This is a genomic window from Rhizobium sp. GN54, from assembly GCF_021026345.1.
Taxonomy (GTDB): Bacteria; Pseudomonadota; Alphaproteobacteria; order Rhizobiales; family Rhizobiaceae; genus Mycoplana.
In genome coordinates, this window is the sequence record NZ_JAJNCZ010000006.1 from 1 (window position 1) to 18,388 (window position 18,388).

The window sequence follows — 18,388 nt, forward strand, 5'->3', positions numbered from 1 at the left end:
CGCCATCGCCCGCGTCCCCATCGGGACCGTCGTCAAGGAACTCTGGCCCTTCTACCTCGTCGCATTCACCGTCCTCGTCCTCATCTCATACGTTCCAGCCTTCACACTCTACTGAGACCGAAAGGGGTTCTTCCGCACCTTGGTGAGGTGGGGCCAACATTCGCGCCCTCAGCAGTTCCGGGCTCGCCCGGCCGTGCATTCTGCGCTTGAGAGTCTCGAGGCGATTGACCTGACATTCGGCCTGCTGCTCCTCGATGGCGTTGTCGACCGTCTCGGGAGCACACCGGCCTCCGTGCGATTTGCGGGTTGTCATTTGCAATCTGCCACCTAAACTGCCGGCCGGATGCCCGGGAGGGCACAGGGGAGCGAGTTGAGGAGGAACATTGATGCTCAAACTGAAGACGAAGCTTATTGCCGCCGCCGCAGTGGCGCTTACGACCGGCCTCGCCGCTGTCCCTGGCAGGGCGCAGGAATTCGTCAATGTGCTGACAGGCGGCACATCGGGCGTCTACTATCCCCTCGGCGTCGCGCTATCGGAGATCTATGCCAAGGGCATTTCGGGCGCGCGCACCCAGGTGCAGGCCACCAAGGCTTCCGTCGAAAACCTTAACCTCTTGCAGCAGGGCAAGGGCGAAATTGGCTTCGCCCTCGGTGATTCGGTGAAGTTTGCCGTCGAAGGCAACACCGAAGCCGGTTTCCCGGGCAAGCTGGACAAGCTGCGCGGCATCGCCGCAATTTATCCGAACTACATCCAGATCGTCGCAAGCCAGGAGTCCGGCATCAAGTCGCTCGCCGATCTCAAGGGCAAGAGCCTGTCGGTCGGCGCACCGAAATCCGGCACCGAGCTCAACGCGCGCGCCATCTTCGCGGCCGCCGGCATGTCGTACGAGGATCTCGGCAAGGTGGAGTATCTCCCGTTCGCCGAATCGGTCGAACTGATCAAGAACCGCCAGCTCGATGCCACCCTGCAGTCGGCCGGTCTTGGGGTCGCCTCGATCCGTGACCTCGCGACTTCGGTGCCGATCAACGTGGTCGCCGTACCGGCTGCCGATGTCGAGAAGATCGGCTCGCCCTACCTGCCGGTTACCATACCGAAGGGCACATATGACGGCCAGACCGAGGATGTGCCGACGGCGGCGGTCGGCAACTTCCTCATCACCCACGATGGCGTGTCGGAGGAAACCGCCTACCAGATGACCAAGCTTCTGTTTGAGAACCTGCCGCAGCTTGTCGCCGCCCACGCCGCCGCCAAGGCGATCGACCCGGCCAAGGCACTCGACGGCATGCCCGTGCCGCTGCATCCTGGCGCAGAGCGCTACTACAAGGAAAAGGGTCTGCTGAAGTAGGCGCGCTCATAGCCGCCAACAAAGCCGCTGCCGCCGGAGTCCGCGGCAGCGACCCATGCAGCATTTTCGAGGAAAGAGCGGGTTTATGAGCGAGGCAGCCCAGACCGTTTCGGCGAAGACCGGGACTATTCACATGCCGGTCGTCGAAGAGCAAGTCGAGGGGCTGCCGCCGGGCTTCGGCGAAGGCATGGCCGGCAAGGCCGCCTTCCTGATCGCCGTCGCCTTCTCTCTCTTTCAGCTCTATAGCGCCGCCTATGGCAACCTGCCGAGCCAGGTCGTGAGGGCCATGCATGTCGCATTCCTGCTGCTGCTCGGTTTCGGCCTCTGGGCGAACCTGCGCGCTACGGGCAGGCCGGCCAAAATCCTGTTCTGGGGCCTCGGCCTGCTCGGCTTCCTCACCGGCGTGTACCACTGGGTGTTCTACCACGACCTCATCATGCGATCGGGCTTCTTGACGGTGCCCGACCTCGTGGTGGGCACAATGCTGATCCTTTTGGTATTCGAGGCGACGCGCAGGCTGATGGGGATACCGCTCACCATCATCGCCTTCATCTTTCTCGCTTATTGCTTCGTCGGCAATTATCTGCCCGCCCCCTTTATCCATCGCGGCTACGACTTTTCCCAGATAGTCGACACCTTCGCCTTCGGGGTCGAGGGCATCTACGGGACACCGATCTATGTGTCCGCCGCCTACATCTTCATCTTCGTCGTCTTCGCCGCCTTCCTGGAGAAGGCGGGCATGATCGCGCTGTTCAACGACTTCGCCCTCGGCCTGGTCGGTTCGTGGCGTGGCGGGCCTGCGCAGGTCTGCGTGCTGTCGTCCGCGCTGATGGGCACCATCTCCGGCTCCGGCGTCGCCAACGTGGTTGCCAGCGGCCAGTTCACCATCCCGCTGATGAAGCGCTTTGGCTTCCGCCCCGCCTTTGCCGGAGCCGTCGAGGCAACGTCATCGATGGGCGGCCAGATCATGCCGCCGGTGATGGGGGCGGTCGCCTTCATCATGGCCGAGACGCTGAACGTGCCCTATGCCGCCATCGTCAAGGCAGCGATCATCCCCGCGACCCTCTATTTCGGCGCCTGCTTCTGGCAGGTTCATCTGGAAGCCGGGAAGGCGGGCCTTTCCGGCATGGACAAGGCGTCGCTGCCCAATCCATGGCTGGCGGTCAAGACGCACTGGCCGCTCGTTCTTCCGCTGGCCGCCCTCGTCTATCTGTTGTTCGCCGGCTACACGCCGATCTTTGCCGGCACGATGGGGCTCGCGCTGACCATCGTCCTGATCCTGGGCACGCCACTGGCGGCGCTAATTGGTCCGTTTGCCTTCCGTGTCGTATTCTGGATTGCGCTCGGCCTTGCCGCCGCCTCCTTCGTCAAGTACGGCGTCAGCCTGCTGGCGGTCGTCATCGGCGGTCTGATCATCGGCTGCGCACTGTTCAGGGGCGGGCGCGAGACCCTGCGCATCTGTGTCGACTCGCTGGCCGATGGCGCCAAGAACGCCCTGCCGGTCGGTATAGCCTGCGCCATTGTCGGCATCGTCATCGGCACGCTGACGCTGACCGGCATCGCTTCGACCTTCATCGGCTACATCATCTCGGTTGGCGAGAACAACCTGTTCCTGTCGCTCGTGCTCACGATGCTCACCTGCCTGGTGCTCGGAATGGGTATCCCGACAATCCCCAACTATATCATCACATCGTCACTCGCCGGTCCGGCCCTGCTGGAACTTGGCGTACCGCTGATCGTCAGCCACATGTTCGTCTTCTATTTCGGCATCATGGCCGACTTGACGCCGCCCGTGGCGTTGGCGGCCTTCGCTGCCGCACCGATGGCCAAGGAAAGCGGCCTCAAGATCGGGATCCAGGCCTCGAAGCTGGCCGTCGCCGGCTTTGTCGTGCCGTTCATGGCAGTCTACACGCCCGCCCTGATGTTGCAGGATCCCGGCCCTATGGCGGCGGCCTACGGCTATCCGGTCGAGGTTGCCTACATCGTGCTCAAGGCCTGCCTTGGCATCCTGTTGTGGGGGACGGCAGTGGTCGGCTTCTTCATCACCGGCATGCCAAGATGGGAGCGAATCATCGCGTTTGCGGCTGGCGTGTTTCTTGTACTGGCACTGCCGCTGACCGACGAGATCGGCTGGACGCTCGCCGCGCTGTGGATCGGCTGGCACTGGTGGCGGGCGCGCAACATGGCAGCTGTGACGTGAGCCTTTGCCTCATCGCAGCCGGGAAGGTCGCCGTCATCGCGGCTTCCGCCTTCACGCTGTCTTGGACGCACTCGATCGAGAAGACCCGATGGGAGGAGGACTGGCGCCTCACGCCGGCTGGCCTGGAGATCATCGAAGCGCGGGTGAAGGGGTCCGGGGCCGGGATGGAGCCACCAGACGGGGCAGTGCTCAAGCGTGGTTGGTGGGTCTATTTGCCCAGATTGCCGATCCAGCGTGAGCTGGTGTTCGCACAGTCGGGTGCGACGGGGGAGGGCTGGACGCTCTGCGCGGGCGCTCACTGCGAGACCTTCGGCGAGCAAGCGGCAGACCCAGCCGTTCTCAGGACTTGCGACGCGTCGCCCAACAGCTCCAGTCTGGAGAAGGCAGACGGGAATCAGAAACGATAGAAGCGCGCCATTTTACGCGATTTGCCATGTAGGGTTGCCCGATCCATCCTCAACCGCCTCCCGGGCATGTTCGATTCCAGACACCCCTCAGCCCTCCGCGGGCCCGTTGCCGTGGCCGTCAAGCAACCAGGTGATGCTGACCTGAAGGATGCGCGCAAGCATGTCGAGGCGGTTGGCGCGTGGCTCGGCCCGATCGTTTTCCCAGTTCTTCCAGGTCTCTGCCGTCACTCCGGCAACCGCCGATGCCTCTTCGATGGACAGGCCGGCGGCATCGCGGGCAAGAGAAATACGCCCGCCAATCGTGTCATCCGTCGTTTCAACCGCGAACCGAGGTGCCAGGGTGAGATCGTGATGCATTGCAATGTTCCTTCTGTGCGCGAGAAAGGCCCCCGCGGCATGTCCCGCGGGGTCGCCAGTTGGCTGCGTCAGCCTTCGTTCTTTTCCAGCCATGCCTTGATCTGGTCGGGATGGTCCGAAATGTACTTGTCGACGGCCGCCTCGTAGGAGGTCTCCTGCGCATCGAACATCGCAGCCTCGAGATCACCGACCGGCAGCTTCATGCGCGACAGGAACGCGGCGACCTCGGGATGGTCTTTCTCGAAATCCTTCCGCGCGAGCACATCGACATGCTCCGCCTTGCCGAGCGAACCCTTCGGGTCGTCGATGTAGCGCAACTCGTACTTGCCGAACATCCAGTGCGGGCTCCACGAGGTGGCGACGAACCACTCTTCCTTGCGGATCGCTCGATCGACCGTCGTCAGCATGCCGGCTTCGCTGGAAATCTGCAGCTTGTAGCCTTCCAGCGCATAGTCCTTGACGGCCTGTTCTGAGAGGCGCGTGAGGCCCGCACCCGGATCGATGCCCTCGACACGGCCCTTGAGCCGGTCCTTGACGTCGTCCTTCTTCAGGTCCTCGATCGAGGCGATCGCATCCTCGGGCACGTATTTCGGAACCACCCAGCCCAGCTTTGCGCCGTCATAGACGGTGCCGAGGGTCGTGACCTTGTCCTTCACCTTGGCAAAGTAATCCGCATGCGTCTGCGGCAGCCACGCCATCATCATGGCGTCGAGGTCGCCGCGGCTGACACCCTGGTACAGCGGAGCGACGTCGGTCTGGACCAGCTCGACCTCCTGACCGAGTTCGTCCTTGATGAGCTTCGCGGCAAGCTTGGTCACGAATTCGGCGTCCGACCAGGCGGCCCAGCCGATCTTCACCGCCTTGTCTTCCGCCAGCGCCGTGCCGAACGTTCCGGCGAAAACTCCGGCCGCGAGGCCGATCGTTGCGAGTGTCTTGAACATTTTTGTTCCTTTTTTGAAGGTTCGCATTCAGCGGCACAGACGCCGCTCTCTGGCGCTAGGCTGTGGCGGCCGAAGCCACCGGCTCCTGCGCCGGTCGACGGAACAGGCTGCGCCAGAAGACGGGGCGCCCCTTTCCAAGGCTCTGCGTGATCCGGTCGAGGATCACAGCGAGGATGACGACGGAGATGCCGCCCTCGAATCCGGTGCCGACATCGAGGCGCTGGATACCGGTCAGCACCGTATTGCCGATGCCGCCCGCACCGATCATCGAGGCGATCACCACCATCGATAGAGACAACATGATCGTCTGGTTGATGCCGGCCATGATGGAAGGCATGGCATTGGGAAGCTGCACCTTGAAAAGCAATTGCGCGGCAGTGCAGCCAAAGGCGTTGCCCGCTTCGATGAACTCGGCATGCACTTGGCGGATGCCGAGATTGGTGAGACGCACGACGGGCGGCATCGCGAAGATCACGGTCGCGATCGTGCCTGGGACGGCGCCGAGCCCGAAGAACATGGCCGCCGGGATCAGATAGACGAAGGCCGGCATGGTCTGCATGAGGTCGAGCCCGGGCCGGACGACGGCCGCCACCCGGTCGCTGCGCGCCATGGCGATGCCGAGCGGCAGGCCGATGACCATGGCAACAAGCGTCGAGGCCAGGACCAGCGACAGCGTCTCCATCATGGCGGACCACAGGCCCATGTGTTCGACGAGCCAGAGCGAAAGGCCGGTAAAGACGGCAAAGCCCAATCCGACACGCCAGAGCGAAAGCAACACGAAAATGGCAAGGCCGAGGCCCATCGGCGTTGCGAGCAGCAGCGCCTGGATGCCGTTCGTCACCGTGCCGATGGCCGCGGCGATGAGGTCGAGCAGCGGCGCGAAATTGTCGAGGATGTAGTTGACGGCGCTGTCGACGCCGTCACCGATATCGAAAGTCATGGAATTCTCTCCGAACTGGCGGGATCAGGCGGCGCGATCGAGCGTTTCGAGAAGCGCGGACTTGCTGATGGAGCCGAGATAGCGGTTGGCTTCGTCGACCACCGGCACCGGCCAGGCGCTGGCGGCCACCTTGCCGAGCACGTTGGACAGGCTTTCCGCGGCGGGGATCGGTTCGATGTCCGTCAGGAAGGCGCGGCGGTAGGGATCGCTTGCGCCATCGCGCGCGGTCTCGATCAACGAACTGCGGCTGACCATGCCGTGGTAGGTCTTGTCGCGGCCGAGGATGATGGCGACGTCCCGATCGAAGTGCTCCATTCGCTCCAGCGCTGCGGCGACCGACACGCCCTGGCGTTCGATGATCGTCACCTGCGTCTTGCGCGCCACGTCGCCGGCGCGGAAGACCTGCGAGACATCGACGTTGCGAAAGAAGGAGCGCACGTAGTCGTTGGCGGGCTTGAGAACGATCTCGTCGGGCGTGCCGACCTGAACGACCTCGCCGTTCTGCATGATGCAGATGCGATCGCCGATGCGCATCGCCTCGTCCAGATCGTGGCTGACAAAGACGATGGTGCGGCTATGCTCGGCCTGCAGGCGCACCAGTTCGTCTTGCATCTCCGTGCGGATAAGCGGGTCGAGTGCGGAGAACGCCTCATCCATCAGCAGCACCGTCGGCTCGCTGGCAAGCGCGCGGGCAAGGCCGACACGCTGCTTCATGCCGCCCGAGAGCTGGTCCGTCCTGCTGTCGTCGTAGCCTTCAAGGCCCACGGACCTCAGTGCATTGCGGGCGCGCTGCTTGCGGTCGGCCTCGCCGATGCCAGCCACTTCCAGCCCGAAGGCGGCATTGTCGAGAACCGTGCGGTTGGGAAGGAGCGCGAAGGACTGGAAAACCATGCTGATGTCTCGCCGGCGAAGCGCGATCAACTCGCTGCGCGCCAGCCGGGCCACGTCGCGGCCATCGATCTCGATCGATCCGGATGTGGGCTCGATCAGCCGGTTGATGAGGCGAAGCATGGTAGACTTGCCGGAGCCGGACAATCCCATGATGACGAAGATCTCGCCGGCGCGAATATCGAAGGTCGCGTCGTTTACGCCGATGGTGCAACCGGTCGCGGCATGAATTTCCGCCTTGGTTCTGCCGGCCCTGAGAAGGTCGAGAGCCTTCTCAGGCCGCTCTCCAAACACCTTGAAGACGTTCTTGATACTGATCTTGACCGGCCGCTCGGTGCTCGGCAGGTCGCTCTCAGTTGCAAAAGCCATATTGTCCTGGGCCCGGCTCCGGAAGCGGGGCACTCTCCTTTGTTTGTTCTTGGCTGATGAAGGTACCAGCGCGATCGAAAACGCACCTTCTCAAATTTGTCGCAAATGAGATGGCGCGTCGCAAAGTGGACACTTTGTGGCACACTCGTGCGATAAAGTCCAGAACGTGAGAAAAAAATTCCAGTCTACAGATCAATTCGGCGGAAAACTCGGAATAAAATGTCCTCGAATCTGCACGGATCCACAGAGGGGCTTTGGAACCCAGGAAGTCGATTTTGAACGACCCTCGAAGCGATCGGCTGTCTTCCAGACTTCGGCTTTACGAAAACGCGACCGAACCGCTGGAAAATTCTAAATGGCATTACATCATGCATGAAATGGACCGCGACACGGGACGCAGCAGTACTTAGCTGGCTGAGTGTGTCCTTCGCTGGTGGCTGCAGCAGGTTTGGTAGTGAAATATGGCATCCGATCAGGTTTTTGATTTCATTGTCATCGGAGCGGGTTCGGCCGGTTGCGTTCTCGCCAACCGGCTGAGCGCCGATCCCGCGACACGGGTGCTTCTGCTCGAGGCGGGCGGGTCCGACTTCAATTTCTGGATCCGCATGCCGATCGGCTACGGCAAGACTTTCTACCACCCGCAACTCAACTGGCGCTACCAGACCGAACCCGATGCCGGCACCGGCGGACGACCGGCCTATTGGCCACGCGGTCGCGTCATCGGCGGATCGAGCTCGATCAACGCCATGGTCTACGTGCGCGGACAACCGGCCGATTTCGACGCGTGGGCGGCGCTTGGCAATCCAGGCTGGTCGGCGGCGGACGTGCTTGCCGTCTACAGGCGGATGGAAGACAACCTCGAAGGCGCCGATGGCGGTCGGGGCATCGGGGGACCGCTCACGATCACCAATATGGCGGGCTCCGTCCATCCGCTCGCCAACGACTACCTGAAAGCCGCTGAGGCGGCCGGAATACCGTTCAACCCGGATTACAACGGCGACACGCAGGAAGGCGCCAGCATCTACCAGGTCACGACGCGCAAGGGCCTGCGCTGCTCATCCGCCGACGCCTATTTGCACCCCGTGCGCCGGCGCGCCAATCTCGAGGTGCGGACGCATGCCCATGTCACCCGTCTTCTCGTCGAATCCGGGCGCGTCACCGGCGTCGAATACGTCACGAACGGCGCGAAAACCACGGTACGGACCCGGCGCGAGGTCATCCTGTCGGCCGGCGCCGTCAATTCTCCGCAGATCATGATGCTGTCCGGCATCGGCGACGCCCAAAAGCTTGCCGCCCTCGGTATCCCGTCCGTGCTCCACGCGCCGATGGTCGGCCACAATCTGCAGGACCATCTCGGTTTCGACTATATCTATGAATCGACCCGTCCGACGCTGAACGACGTTCTGCGTCCGTGGTGGGGACGGTTGGCTGTCGGCCTGCAATATGTGCTGACCCGCAAGGGCCCCTTGTCGCTGAGCGTCAATCAGGCCGGCGGTTTCGTCAGGAGCCGGCCCGACCGGCAGCGTCCCAACATTCAACTCTACTTCTCGCCACTGAGCTATACGCGCGCGATCCCCGGCAAGCGGGCGCTGATGCGCACCGATCTCTTCTCCGGCTTCATGCTCGGGATTTCGAACTGCCATCCTAAGAGCCGTGGCACGATCGAGCTCGGCTCCGCCGATCCTTTCGCACCGCCGGTAATTCGCCCGAACTACCTGTCGGACGAGAGCGACCTCGATGAACTGGTGGACGGCGCCCGCATCCTGCGCCGGATCGCCGCGTTGGACCCGATCGCCACCCTCATCAAGCGCGAGATCGTCCCCGGTCCAGCCACGGACAGCGACGCGGACATGGCAGCGGATATTCGCGCTCGCAGCGGCTCCGTCTTTCACGCTTGCGGCACCTGCTCGATGGGGCCGGAGGCGAGCAGATCGGTCGTCGATCCGCGACTGCGGGTTCACGGGATCGAGGGTTTGCGCGTCGTTGATGCGTCGATCTTCCCGCTGATACCCTCCGGCAACATCAACGCGCCGTCTATCATGGTCGGCGAACGGGGTGCGGATTTCATTCTCGAGGACTGGCGCGGGGCCTGACGCCCACGGGCACAAGGCTATTGTCGCTTGCGCATAGCCCGCAGGAGTTCGGCCAGATCCTGAACCGCCGCGACGGTCGCCCTCGAGGGAACCGCGCTGAAGCCGAGAATGAGGCCCTTCTGCGCCGGCGCCAGCGAGAAGCGGCTGAGCGGCGACAGGATGATACCCCGCTCAAGGGCGCGGGCTGTGACTTCGTTCTCGTCGAGGTCGTCGGGCAGGTGGCCGATCGTCTGGAAGCCGGTCGTCGTGGGCTGAACCTCGAGCAATCCGTCCAGGTGTCTCGCGGCGGCATCGACGAGCACAGCCTGCCGCTCGTTGTAGACGCGTCGCATCCGGCGGAGATGCGCGTTGAAGTGGCCCTGCTCCATGAACGTCGCCATGATCGACTGCAGGCTGGAAGGCGCGCCCTGCATCGTGGCTCCGGCCACCCGGCGAAGCATCTTCGCGACCTCGGGCGGCGCAACGACGTAACCCAGTCGCAAGGCCGCGAACATGACCTTGGAAAAGGTGCCCACATAGATAACGCGACCGGTGGTATCGACGCTTTTCAGAGTCGGGGCGGGGTGTCCCGAATAGTAGAATTCACCGTCGTAATCGTCCTCGATCACCCATGCGCCGCAGCCGGCAGCGGCATTCAGCAGTTCGAGGCGACGGCCGAGTGACATGGTCACGCCAAGGGGATGCTGGCGCGCGGGCGTCACGAAAGCCATCCGGAATTCCGGACAAAGTCTCAGGCCGGCGGTGACATCTATGCCCTGGTCGTCCACGGGAACCGGCACCAGGCTCGCCCCGCTGGACACGAGGCTGTTGCGGGCACCGATCGGCCCGGGATTTTCGAACCAGACCTTGTCGCCCGGATTGAGGAGCATCTGGCCGATCCTGTTGAAGGCGTCCTGCGCCCCATTGAAGACGAACACCTCGTCGGGATCGCAAACCACTCCACGATTGGCCTTGAGATGGTTCGAGATCGCGCGGCGTAGTTCGTAGAGCCCGACAGGATCGGGATAACCGAGCACCGCATGACGCGACTGCCGCCAGTACTGTGCGGAAAGTCGTGCCCAGAGCGCCATCGGAAACTCGTCATTGGCAGGCATTCCGGTGGCGAAAGGACGGGGCACCTGCGGGTGGGAAAGACGGGGGAAAAAGTGCTCCGACGCCTCGATGCTCAACCGCGCGAGCCGCGGAGGCGCGGCATTGTCCGCCTCCTGCACCGTCTGCGGCTGGACCGGACGCTCCGAGAGCAGCGTTTCGCTGACATATGCACCGGCTCCGACCCGCGAATAGATCAGTTCCTCCGCCACCAACTGTTCATAAACCGTCACCGCGGTCGTGCGTGAAACACCCTGATCCTTCGCCAGCGTTCGGCTCGACGGCAGCCGTTCTCCGGGCGCCAGCCGGCCGGAAAGGATCAACTCGCGCAGGCCGCTGGCGAGTTGCGCCGTCAACGAACCTGGATCGTCCCTGTTGATCTGGATCGGCGGGATCAGTGCCCCACCGGCGTATTTTACCATTCCCGATCCCCGCGCGCCTTTTTTGGCTTTAATCTGGCATGAAAACTATTCCAAAATGGACCTTAGTCAAAGACCAGTTTCAGCTCAATGTGAGGCCACTGCCGAGACAGCCAACAAACCGAATTGGAGCGCCAAGTGATGAAGCTGCGGTCGATCGAGACGTTTTCGACACGTTATGTCGGCTTCGTGCGCATCACCAATGATGCCGGGGAGACGGGATGGGGGCAACTGTCGACGTACAATTCCGATATTTCTGCTCAGGTTCTGCACCGCCAGGTCGCCCCCTGGACGCTTGGCGTCGATATCGTCGATCTTGACGACCATCTTGATCTGATCACCGAGCGGGAGCACAAGTTTCCAGGATCCTATCTGTGTCGCGCCCTGGGCGGGCTGGACACGGCCGTCTGGGACCTCAGGGGAAAGCAGGCGGGCAAGCCTGTCACTTCGCTGCTCGGCGGCACGCCGGGCCCGCTGCGCGCCTATGCGTCGTCGATGAAGCGGGACATAACGCCGACGGATGAGGTGGAACGCTTCAAGCGTCTCCGCCAGCAGCATGGCTTCGATGCCTTCAAGTTCCGCGTTGGCGCCGAAGTCGGGCGCAATCAGGATGAATGGCCGGGGCGGACCGAGGAGATCATTCCGGCGGTGGCACATGCCCTTGGAGCGGAAGCCGCCCTGCTCGCCGACGCCAATTCCTGCTATTCGCCGGCGAGGGCGATCGAGGTCGGACGATTGATGGAAGACCACGGCATGGTCCATTACGAGGAGCCATGCCCCTACTGGGAACTGGAGCAGACCAGACAGGTGGCCGACGCGCTCGATATTGCCGTCACCGGCGGCGAGCAGGATTGGGACCTGACGATCTGGCGCCGCATGATCGAGATGCGGGCGGTCGACATCGTTCAGCCGGACGTCCTCTATCTCGGTGGGATCAGCCGGACGCTCCGGGTCGCACGGATGGCAGGCGCCGCGGGCCTGCCGGTCACGCCCCATTGCGCAAACCTCTCCCTCGTCACGCTGTTCACCATGCATCTCCTTCGCGCCATCCCCAACGCAGGCAACTACCTGGAATTCTCGATCGAAGGCGCGGACTACTATCCCTGGCAGTACGGTCTCTTCCGCAACGATCCCTATGCGATCGTCGACGGCAAGGCTACGGTCACGGACGCACCCGGCTGGGGGATCGAGATCGATCCGGAATGGCTGGCGAAATCCACCTACGAGATCAGCGAGATTGACTGACATGACCGCAGAAGCCGATCGCCTCGCAGCCGAATACTTCCAGACCGGAACCCTGAGCGGCCTGCCCAGGGACCACTTCATCGACGGCCGCTGGTCGCCGCCGCAGTATGGTCGGATGATGGAAACATTCGATCCGGGCCTTGGTCGCGCCTATCACGCTTTTTCCGCCGGCGACGCGGACGATGTCGCGACGGCCGTCGAGGCAGCAGTTCGCGCAGGCCCCGACTGGGCCAGATCCCGCCCGGCCGCGCGTGGCGCCGTTCTGGCACGCACGGCCGCCCTTCTTCGGGAAGAGGCGCCCCGCCTCGCGGTGATCGAGAGCCTCGACAGCGGAAAGCCCCTGCAGGAGGCCGAAGGTGACGTCGCTGGCGCCGCGCGCACCTTCGAGTACTACGCCGCCGCCGCCAACACGCTGCAAGGTGACAGCTTTCCGATCGGACATGAATATCTCGGCTATTCGATCATCGAGCCGGCCGGACTGACGGCCCACATCATCCCGTGGAACTACCCGCTGTCGACCGCCGCCCGCGGCATCGCGCCGGCGCTTGCGGCAGGATGCACGGTGATTGCCAAGCCTGCCGAGCAGACGCCGATGACGGCGCTGCTCCTTGCCGAAATCCTTCATCGCGCGGGCCTGCCGGCCGGCGTCTGCAACGTCGTGACCGGCACCGGCCAGGACGCAGGCGCGCCGCTCGTACGCCACCCCGCGGTCCGTCACGTATCGTTCACCGGCTCGGTCCAGACCGGCGTCAACGTCATGCGGGAGGCTGCCCCTAACGTGACGCGGGTGCTGCTGGAACTCGGCGGCAAGTCCCCCGTCGTCGTGCTCGCCGATGCGGACCTGGATGCGGCCGTCGAAGGGATCCTGGGCGCCATATTCGAGAATGCGGGACAGATCTGCTCCGCGGGTTCCCGTCTCGTGGTCGATCGCGGCATCCATGGCGAGCTCCTGGACCGGCTGGTGAAGCGGGCCGAGGCGCTGCAAATCGGGCACGGGCTCAAGCGGTCCCAGTTCGGCCCGCTCAACTCCGCCGAACATCTTTCCCGGGTCACCGCCCACGTCGAGAGCGCCCGCAAGCGCGGCCTGTCGATCATCACCGGTGGCAACGCGATCGCGGATCCCGCAACCGGCCAGGGGTGGTTCTTCGAACCGACGATCATCGACACCGCTCCCGCCAACGATCCCGCCGTCCAGCAGGAAATCTTCGGCCCGGTCCTCGTGGTGCAACCTTTCGACGAGGAGGAGGAAGCGTTGATGCTTGCCAACGGAACCGACTATGCGCTGGTCGCCGGCATCTACACGCGCGATTTCTCCGCAGCCCATCGCCTCGCCCGCGACATCGATGCCGGCCAGGTCTTCATCAACGAGTATTTCGCCGGTGGTATAGAGGTGCCGTTCGGCGGCAACAGGATGTCCGGCTTCGGCAGGGAAAAAGGCCTTGCCGCCCTGGAAGCCTATTCACGCGTCAAAAGCGTTGCAGCACGGATCGGAAAATAGTGCATGGAGACCGTCTTCACCGCCGATGCCAGGATGACATCCTACTGGTGGGATCGCTCTCCGCCGCAAGCGCTTGCCGAAGCGGGACTGCCGGCGAAGGTCGACGTGTTGGTCGTCGGCTCCGGCTATACGGGCCTGCATGCAGCGATCGAACTGGCCCGCGGCGGACGCGAGGTGCTCATCTGCGACGCCGAACAGATCGGCTTCGGGTGTTCCACCCGCAACGGCGGCCAGATCAGCACCAGCGTCAAGCCGGGCTTCGCGACCCTGGCGAAGGCGCACGGAGAAGCGACTGCGCGGCGGATTTTCACGGACGGTCGGCAATCACTGGCATGGACGGAGGCGTTCATCCGCGTCGAAGGCATCGAATGCGATTTCAAGGTGGTCGGCCGTTTCCACGTCGCCCATGACCGCAAATCCTTCTCCGCCTTGACCGCTTCGCTGAAGAACCAGCCGAAAGGGCTCGACGTTCCGGCCCATGTCGTGCCGCGTGCCGAGCAGCGGTCGGAGCTCGGCACGGACGTCTATCATGGCGGCGTGGTGTTCGAGAAACATGCCTCGCTCGACCCGGGACGCTATCACGCCGGCCTTGTCAGGCTTGCGCGCGCAGCCGGCGTGCGCCTTGCCGCAAACTGCAAGGTTACCGGGCTAGCGCGGACGGCAAACGGCTTCACGGTGGAAACCGCGCGGGGCCGCGTCGAAGCGCGCAATGTCGTGCTCGCCACCAACGGCTATTCCGGTCCGCTCTCGCGCTGGCATCAGCGCCGGATCATCCCGATCGGCAGCTACATCGTCGCCACCGAGGAATTGCCCGAGACGCTGGTCGATGAACTGATCCCAAGGAACCGTGTCGTTTCCGACACGCGGCGCGTTCTCTATTACTTCCGAGCCTCGCCCGATCGGCGCCGGATCCTGTTCGGAGGCCGCGTCAGCGTGGCCGAGACAGACCCGCGTCTGAGCGGCCCCCTGCTTCACCGCGAAATGCAGCGCCTCTTTCCGCAACTTGCCGGCTACCGGGTCAGCCATTCGTGGATGGGCTATGTCGGCTATACATTCGATACCCTGCCGCATGTCGGCGAGCGGGACGGCATTCATTACGCGATGGGCTATTGCGGTTCCGGCGTCGGCATGGCCGGCTATTTGGGCATGCGCGTTGGTCAGGCCATCCTCGGAAAGCCCGATGGGCGCACCGGCTATGGCGAGACCGCGTTTCCATCGCGCTCTTATTACTTCGGCAAGCCTTGGTTCCTGGCACCCGCGGTGCATGTGTACCGGCTAAGGGATCGCTTCGGCCTCTGATGGAGAGCAGAAACGGCAAACTGGCCTTTAACTATGGAAAGAATGGCTATTCCATGATGGCCAGTTTGCGTCTCCAGTGCGCAAATGGCGGTAGTGACGGAGCCTCATCTAAGCGGGCCCACATCAATGTTCGCTGGCCACCGGCCAGCCTGCCAAGAATGACAACGACGAAAATAAACAACGATTGTCAGTACAGAGGAGAGAGCAATGCGAAAACTGGGAAACAGACTTCTGGGCGCCACCGCGCTTCTACTCTTGGCCGCCGCGCCGGCCGCTCATGCGGAAACACTGCGACTTCTGACCTGGGGCAGCTACGCGCCGGACGAACTCGTCAAGAAGTTCGAGGCCGAGAATCCCGACATCAAGGTCGAAGTCACCTTCTCGAACAATGAGGAAATGATCGCGAAGCTGCGCGCCACCGGCGGCACGGGCTACGACCTCGCACAGCCGAGCCACGACCGCATCTACGCGGCGCAGCTTGAATACAACATCTACAAGCCGCTCGACCTTTCGAAGATCAATGTCGACCAGATGGCGCCCAATCTCGTCGACGGCGTGAAGCAGAACACCACGATCGAGGGCCAGGTCTACGCCGTCCCGCACCAGTGGGGCACGTCGGGCATCATGGCCAACAAGAAGGAGGCTCCGGACGCCAAGAGCTGGGCCGACCTCTGCGACGCCAAATACAAGGGACGCACCTCGATGCGCCTGCGCCGCACGATCCTGCTCGGCACCGCCTTCTCGATGGGCATGAACCCCTTCGACCTCTATGCCGACACGGCGGCCTACAAGGACATGTTGGACAAGGTCACCGAAAAGCTGATCGCCTGCAAGGACAACCTCAAGACCTACTGGACCGGAGGCGACGACCTGTCGGCGCTGATGCTGTCCGGCGAAGTCGTGCTGTCGGAAACCTGGGATTCGACTGCCTTCAAGCTCTACAGCCAGAATCCGGACATCGTGTTCGTGCCGCCGGAAACCGGCGCGCTCGCCTGGATCGACACCTTCGCCATGCCGCGCGGCGGCGAGGCCGACGATGCCGCCTACAAGTGGATCAACTTCGTCATCAGGCCCGAAAACGTGAAGGTCATGTCCGCATCGACCGGTTCGCTCGCGGCCGTGCCGAATGCCGCGGACCTTTTGCCGGACGACAAGAAGGCGGCCGTGCAGGCGGCGTTCACGCAGGCGGACTTGGACAACCTGAAATTCTTCGCCAATATTCCGCCGGGCATCGAAGACATGGAAGGCATCGCTCTCGAGCGGATCAAGGCAGCGACGAACTGATCGCGTCCACGCCGTAGATACAGCGACCGGGGCGTCCCGTCGTCCCGGTCCAGTCCCGCAAATGGATAGAGCGCGATGTATGATCTGAGCTGTGCCAGCATAACCAAGAAGTTTGGCATGTTTACCGCCGTGTCGGATGTTTCCCTCGACATTCCCTCCGGTTCCTTCTTCTCCATTCTCGGTCCGTCCGGCTGCGGCAAGACCACGTTGATGCGAATGATCGCCGGCTTCGAGAGCCCGACATCCGGCGATATCCGGATCAAGGGCCAGAGCGTTGTGAACGTCGCCCCGAACAAGCGGGCGGTCAAAATGGTGTTCCAGCATCTGGCGCTCTTCCCGATGATGAATGTCGGCGAGAACATCGCCTATGGCCTGCGTTGCCGGGGCGACGCAAAGGCCGACATTCCGCGCAAGGTCGCTCGCGTGCTCGAACGGGTCGGCCTGCCGGGTGTGGAAAACAAGCAGATCAGCCAGCTGTCGGGCGGCCAGAAGCAGCGTATCGCCATCGCGCGCTGCATGGTGCTGGAACCGGACGTGCTGCTGCTGGACGAACCGCTCGGCGCGCTGGATCTGAAACTGCGCGAACACATGAAGATCGAGCTGAAGCAGCTTCAGCACCAGTTCGAGACGACCTTTCTCTACATCACCCATGACCAGTCCGAGGCGCTGGTGATGTCGGACGCTGTCGCCGTGATGAATGCCGGCCGGTTTGAGCAGATCGGCAGTCCGCGGGAACTCTATGACGCCCCTGTCTCGGGTTTCGTCGCCGGCTTCGTTGGCGATTCCAACTGCCTGCACGGAAAGCTCGTCGAGGTGCGCGGGCAGGAAGCCGTCGTCGAACTCGATGGCGGCGGTACGGTGCTCGGCCACGTCTTCGATGCCAGCCGGGCCGGCGACGCCGTCGAGGTCTTCCTGCGGCCCGAGGCACTGGCGATCGGAAGCGGGTCCGACAGTATCAGGCTCGACGGCACCGTCGACAGCCTGCTGTTCAATGGCGCCAGTTCACGCATCCTGGTGCGGACGGAAAGAGGCCAACTGATCGAGATCGCCGACCCGCTGGCGGCTTCGACCGTCAGCCAGGGCGACGCCGTGGCACTTTCCTGGCGGCCGGAACGCGCGCGTATCTTCGCCCGGAGGCACGCATGACGGGGCGCGATGCGGGGCGCTTGTCGCTGATTCTGCTGATGACACCTTTCGCCCTGTGGATCGGTCTGCTGATCCTCTTGCCGCAGATCGGCATCGGCTATGTCTCGCTGCGCGAAAAGGTCGGCTTCAACCAATATGAATACGGCTTTGCGAACTACGCCGCCTTCTTCGGCGAGCCGATCTACCGCAACACCTTGCTGCGCACAGCCTGGATCTCGATCCTGGTGACGATCCTGGCGTTGATCATCGGCTTTCCGGTGGCCTACTACATTGCCAAGGTCGCCCGGCAACGCAGCCGCGCTGCCCTGTTCCTGATGTGCCTCATCCCGCTCTGGGTCAGCGACCTCGTGCGCGCCTACGGGTGGATCGTGCTGTTGCGCGAGACCGGGGTGATCTCGACCACGCTTGTCAGCCTGGGCGTCATCGCCCAGCCGGTGGAAATGCTCTACAACGACATCACCGTCGTGATGGGCCTCGTCTACACGGTCATCCTGTTCATGATCGTGCCGCTGGTTTCCACCTTGCAGGGGATGGACGACGCGTTGCTGGAGGCCGGCTACAATCTCGGCGGCTCGCGGTTCACCGTGTTTCGCCGCATCGTCGTACCCTATGCGATGCCGGGGATCGTCTCGGGCTGCATCATCACCTTCATGCTGGCAGCCGGCAGCTACCTGACGCCGATCCTGCTGGGCGGCAAGAATTCCAGCTGGTTCACCGAACAGATCTACAACCAGTTCATCACACGCTACAACTGGGAGGCCGGAGCAACCTTCGGCGTGCTGCTTCTGGGCTTCACCTCCTTCGTCGTCTGGGCGGGCCTGCGGCTCACCGGACAGAGCCTCGCCACCACCGTCGCCAAGGAATGAA

16 protein-coding genes and 1 pseudogene are annotated in these 18,388 nt (G+C 63.3%); 11 read left to right on the top strand and 6 right to left on the bottom strand.

What is annotated here, in order from left to right:
* Positions 1–4: 4 nt before the first annotated feature.
* The gene (locus LQK81_RS26365; RefSeq protein ID WP_330166557.1) at positions 5–115 is read left to right on the top strand and encodes a hypothetical protein; all 111 of its coding nucleotides are present in this window, start codon (positions 5–7) and stop codon (positions 113–115) included.
* Here the strand turns inward: LQK81_RS26365 and LQK81_RS16550 are convergent.
* Positions 86–274: pseudogene (locus LQK81_RS16550) on the bottom strand (hypothetical protein); the annotation flags it as partial. The gene LQK81_RS26365 and the pseudogene LQK81_RS16550 overlap by 30 nt on opposite strands.
* Before the next feature lie 112 nt (positions 275–386).
* On the opposite strand from LQK81_RS16550, the gene LQK81_RS16555 reads away from it, so the two are divergent.
* From LQK81_RS16555 to LQK81_RS16565, 3 genes are all read left to right on the top strand, one after another.
* The gene (locus LQK81_RS16555; RefSeq protein ID WP_230807475.1) at positions 387–1,346 is read left to right on the top strand and encodes a TAXI family TRAP transporter solute-binding subunit; all 960 of its coding nucleotides are present in this window, start codon (positions 387–389) and stop codon (positions 1,344–1,346) included.
* Between the two features lie 85 nt (positions 1,347–1,431).
* Positions 1,432–3,546 (top strand): TRAP transporter permease, encoded by a 2,115-nt coding sequence (locus LQK81_RS16560; RefSeq protein WP_230807476.1) that lies wholly within the window; start codon positions 1,432–1,434, stop codon positions 3,544–3,546.
* Positions 3,543–3,953 (top strand): DUF1850 domain-containing protein, encoded by a 411-nt coding sequence (locus tag LQK81_RS16565; protein WP_230807477.1) that lies wholly within the window; start codon positions 3,543–3,545, stop codon positions 3,951–3,953. Before LQK81_RS16560 ends, LQK81_RS16565 begins: the two co-directional genes overlap by 4 nt.
* Before the next feature lie 87 nt (positions 3,954–4,040).
* On the opposite strand, the gene LQK81_RS16570 is transcribed toward LQK81_RS16565, so the two are convergent.
* The 4 genes from LQK81_RS16570 to proV form a co-directional block, all read right to left on the bottom strand.
* Positions 4,041–4,310, bottom strand: a complete 270-nt coding sequence (locus LQK81_RS16570; protein WP_230807478.1) for a helix-turn-helix domain-containing protein — start codon at positions 4,308–4,310, stop codon at positions 4,041–4,043.
* A 68-nt stretch (positions 4,311–4,378) separates the two neighbouring features.
* Positions 4,379–5,251 (bottom strand): glycine betaine ABC transporter substrate-binding protein, encoded by an 873-nt coding sequence (locus LQK81_RS16575; RefSeq protein WP_230807479.1) that lies wholly within the window; start codon positions 5,249–5,251, stop codon positions 4,379–4,381.
* A 55-nt stretch (positions 5,252–5,306) separates the two neighbouring features.
* The gene (locus tag LQK81_RS16580) at positions 5,307–6,191 is read right to left on the bottom strand and encodes an ABC transporter permease (protein WP_230807480.1); all 885 of its coding nucleotides are present in this window, start codon (positions 6,189–6,191) and stop codon (positions 5,307–5,309) included.
* 24 nt (positions 6,192–6,215) lie between these two features.
* The gene (proV, locus tag LQK81_RS16585) at positions 6,216–7,448 is read right to left on the bottom strand and encodes a glycine betaine/L-proline ABC transporter ATP-binding protein ProV (protein ID WP_230807481.1); all 1,233 of its coding nucleotides are present in this window, start codon (positions 7,446–7,448) and stop codon (positions 6,216–6,218) included.
* Between the two features lie 461 nt (positions 7,449–7,909).
* Here proV and LQK81_RS16590 point away from each other — a divergent pair, with 461 nt between their 5' ends.
* Positions 7,910–9,541 (top strand): GMC family oxidoreductase, encoded by a 1,632-nt coding sequence (locus LQK81_RS16590; protein ID WP_230807482.1) that lies wholly within the window; start codon positions 7,910–7,912, stop codon positions 9,539–9,541.
* Between the two features lie 17 nt (positions 9,542–9,558).
* On the opposite strand, the gene pdxR is transcribed toward LQK81_RS16590, so the two are convergent.
* A complete protein-coding gene (gene pdxR / locus LQK81_RS16595) occupies positions 9,559–11,052 on the bottom strand; it encodes a MocR-like pyridoxine biosynthesis transcription factor PdxR (protein WP_230807483.1) in 1,494 nt (497 codons plus the stop codon).
* Positions 11,053–11,190: 138 nt separating this feature from the next.
* Between pdxR and LQK81_RS16600 the strand changes: the two genes are divergently transcribed.
* The 6 genes from LQK81_RS16600 (at position 11,191) to LQK81_RS16625 (ending at position 18,387) form a co-directional block, all read left to right on the top strand.
* On the top strand, positions 11,191–12,294 hold the full coding sequence (locus tag LQK81_RS16600) for a mandelate racemase/muconate lactonizing enzyme family protein (RefSeq protein WP_230807484.1): 1,104 nt from the start codon (positions 11,191–11,193) through the stop codon (positions 12,292–12,294).
* Between the two features lies 1 nt (position 12,295).
* On the top strand, positions 12,296–13,792 hold the full coding sequence (locus LQK81_RS16605; RefSeq protein WP_230807485.1) for an aldehyde dehydrogenase family protein: 1,497 nt from the start codon (positions 12,296–12,298) through the stop codon (positions 13,790–13,792).
* Between the two features lie 3 nt (positions 13,793–13,795).
* Entirely contained in the window at positions 13,796–15,091 is a 1,296-nt protein-coding gene (locus tag LQK81_RS16610; protein WP_230807486.1) for an NAD(P)/FAD-dependent oxidoreductase, read from the top strand.
* Positions 15,092–15,298: 207 nt separating this feature from the next.
* Positions 15,299–16,375 carry an extracellular solute-binding protein gene (locus tag LQK81_RS16615; RefSeq protein ID WP_230807487.1) on the top strand — a complete coding sequence of 359 codons (1,077 nt, stop codon included), beginning with the start codon at positions 15,299–15,301 and terminating at the stop codon, positions 16,373–16,375.
* A 117-nt stretch (positions 16,376–16,492) separates the two neighbouring features.
* Positions 16,493–17,521: an ABC transporter ATP-binding protein gene (locus LQK81_RS16620; protein ID WP_230807488.1), complete on the top strand. Its 1,029-nt coding sequence runs from the start codon at positions 16,493–16,495 to the stop codon at positions 17,519–17,521.
* Positions 17,518–18,387, top strand: coding sequence for an ABC transporter permease (locus LQK81_RS16625; protein ID WP_230807489.1), 870 nt, complete (start codon positions 17,518–17,520; stop codon positions 18,385–18,387). Before LQK81_RS16620 ends, LQK81_RS16625 begins: the two co-directional genes overlap by 4 nt.
* Position 18,388 lies beyond the last annotated feature (1 nt).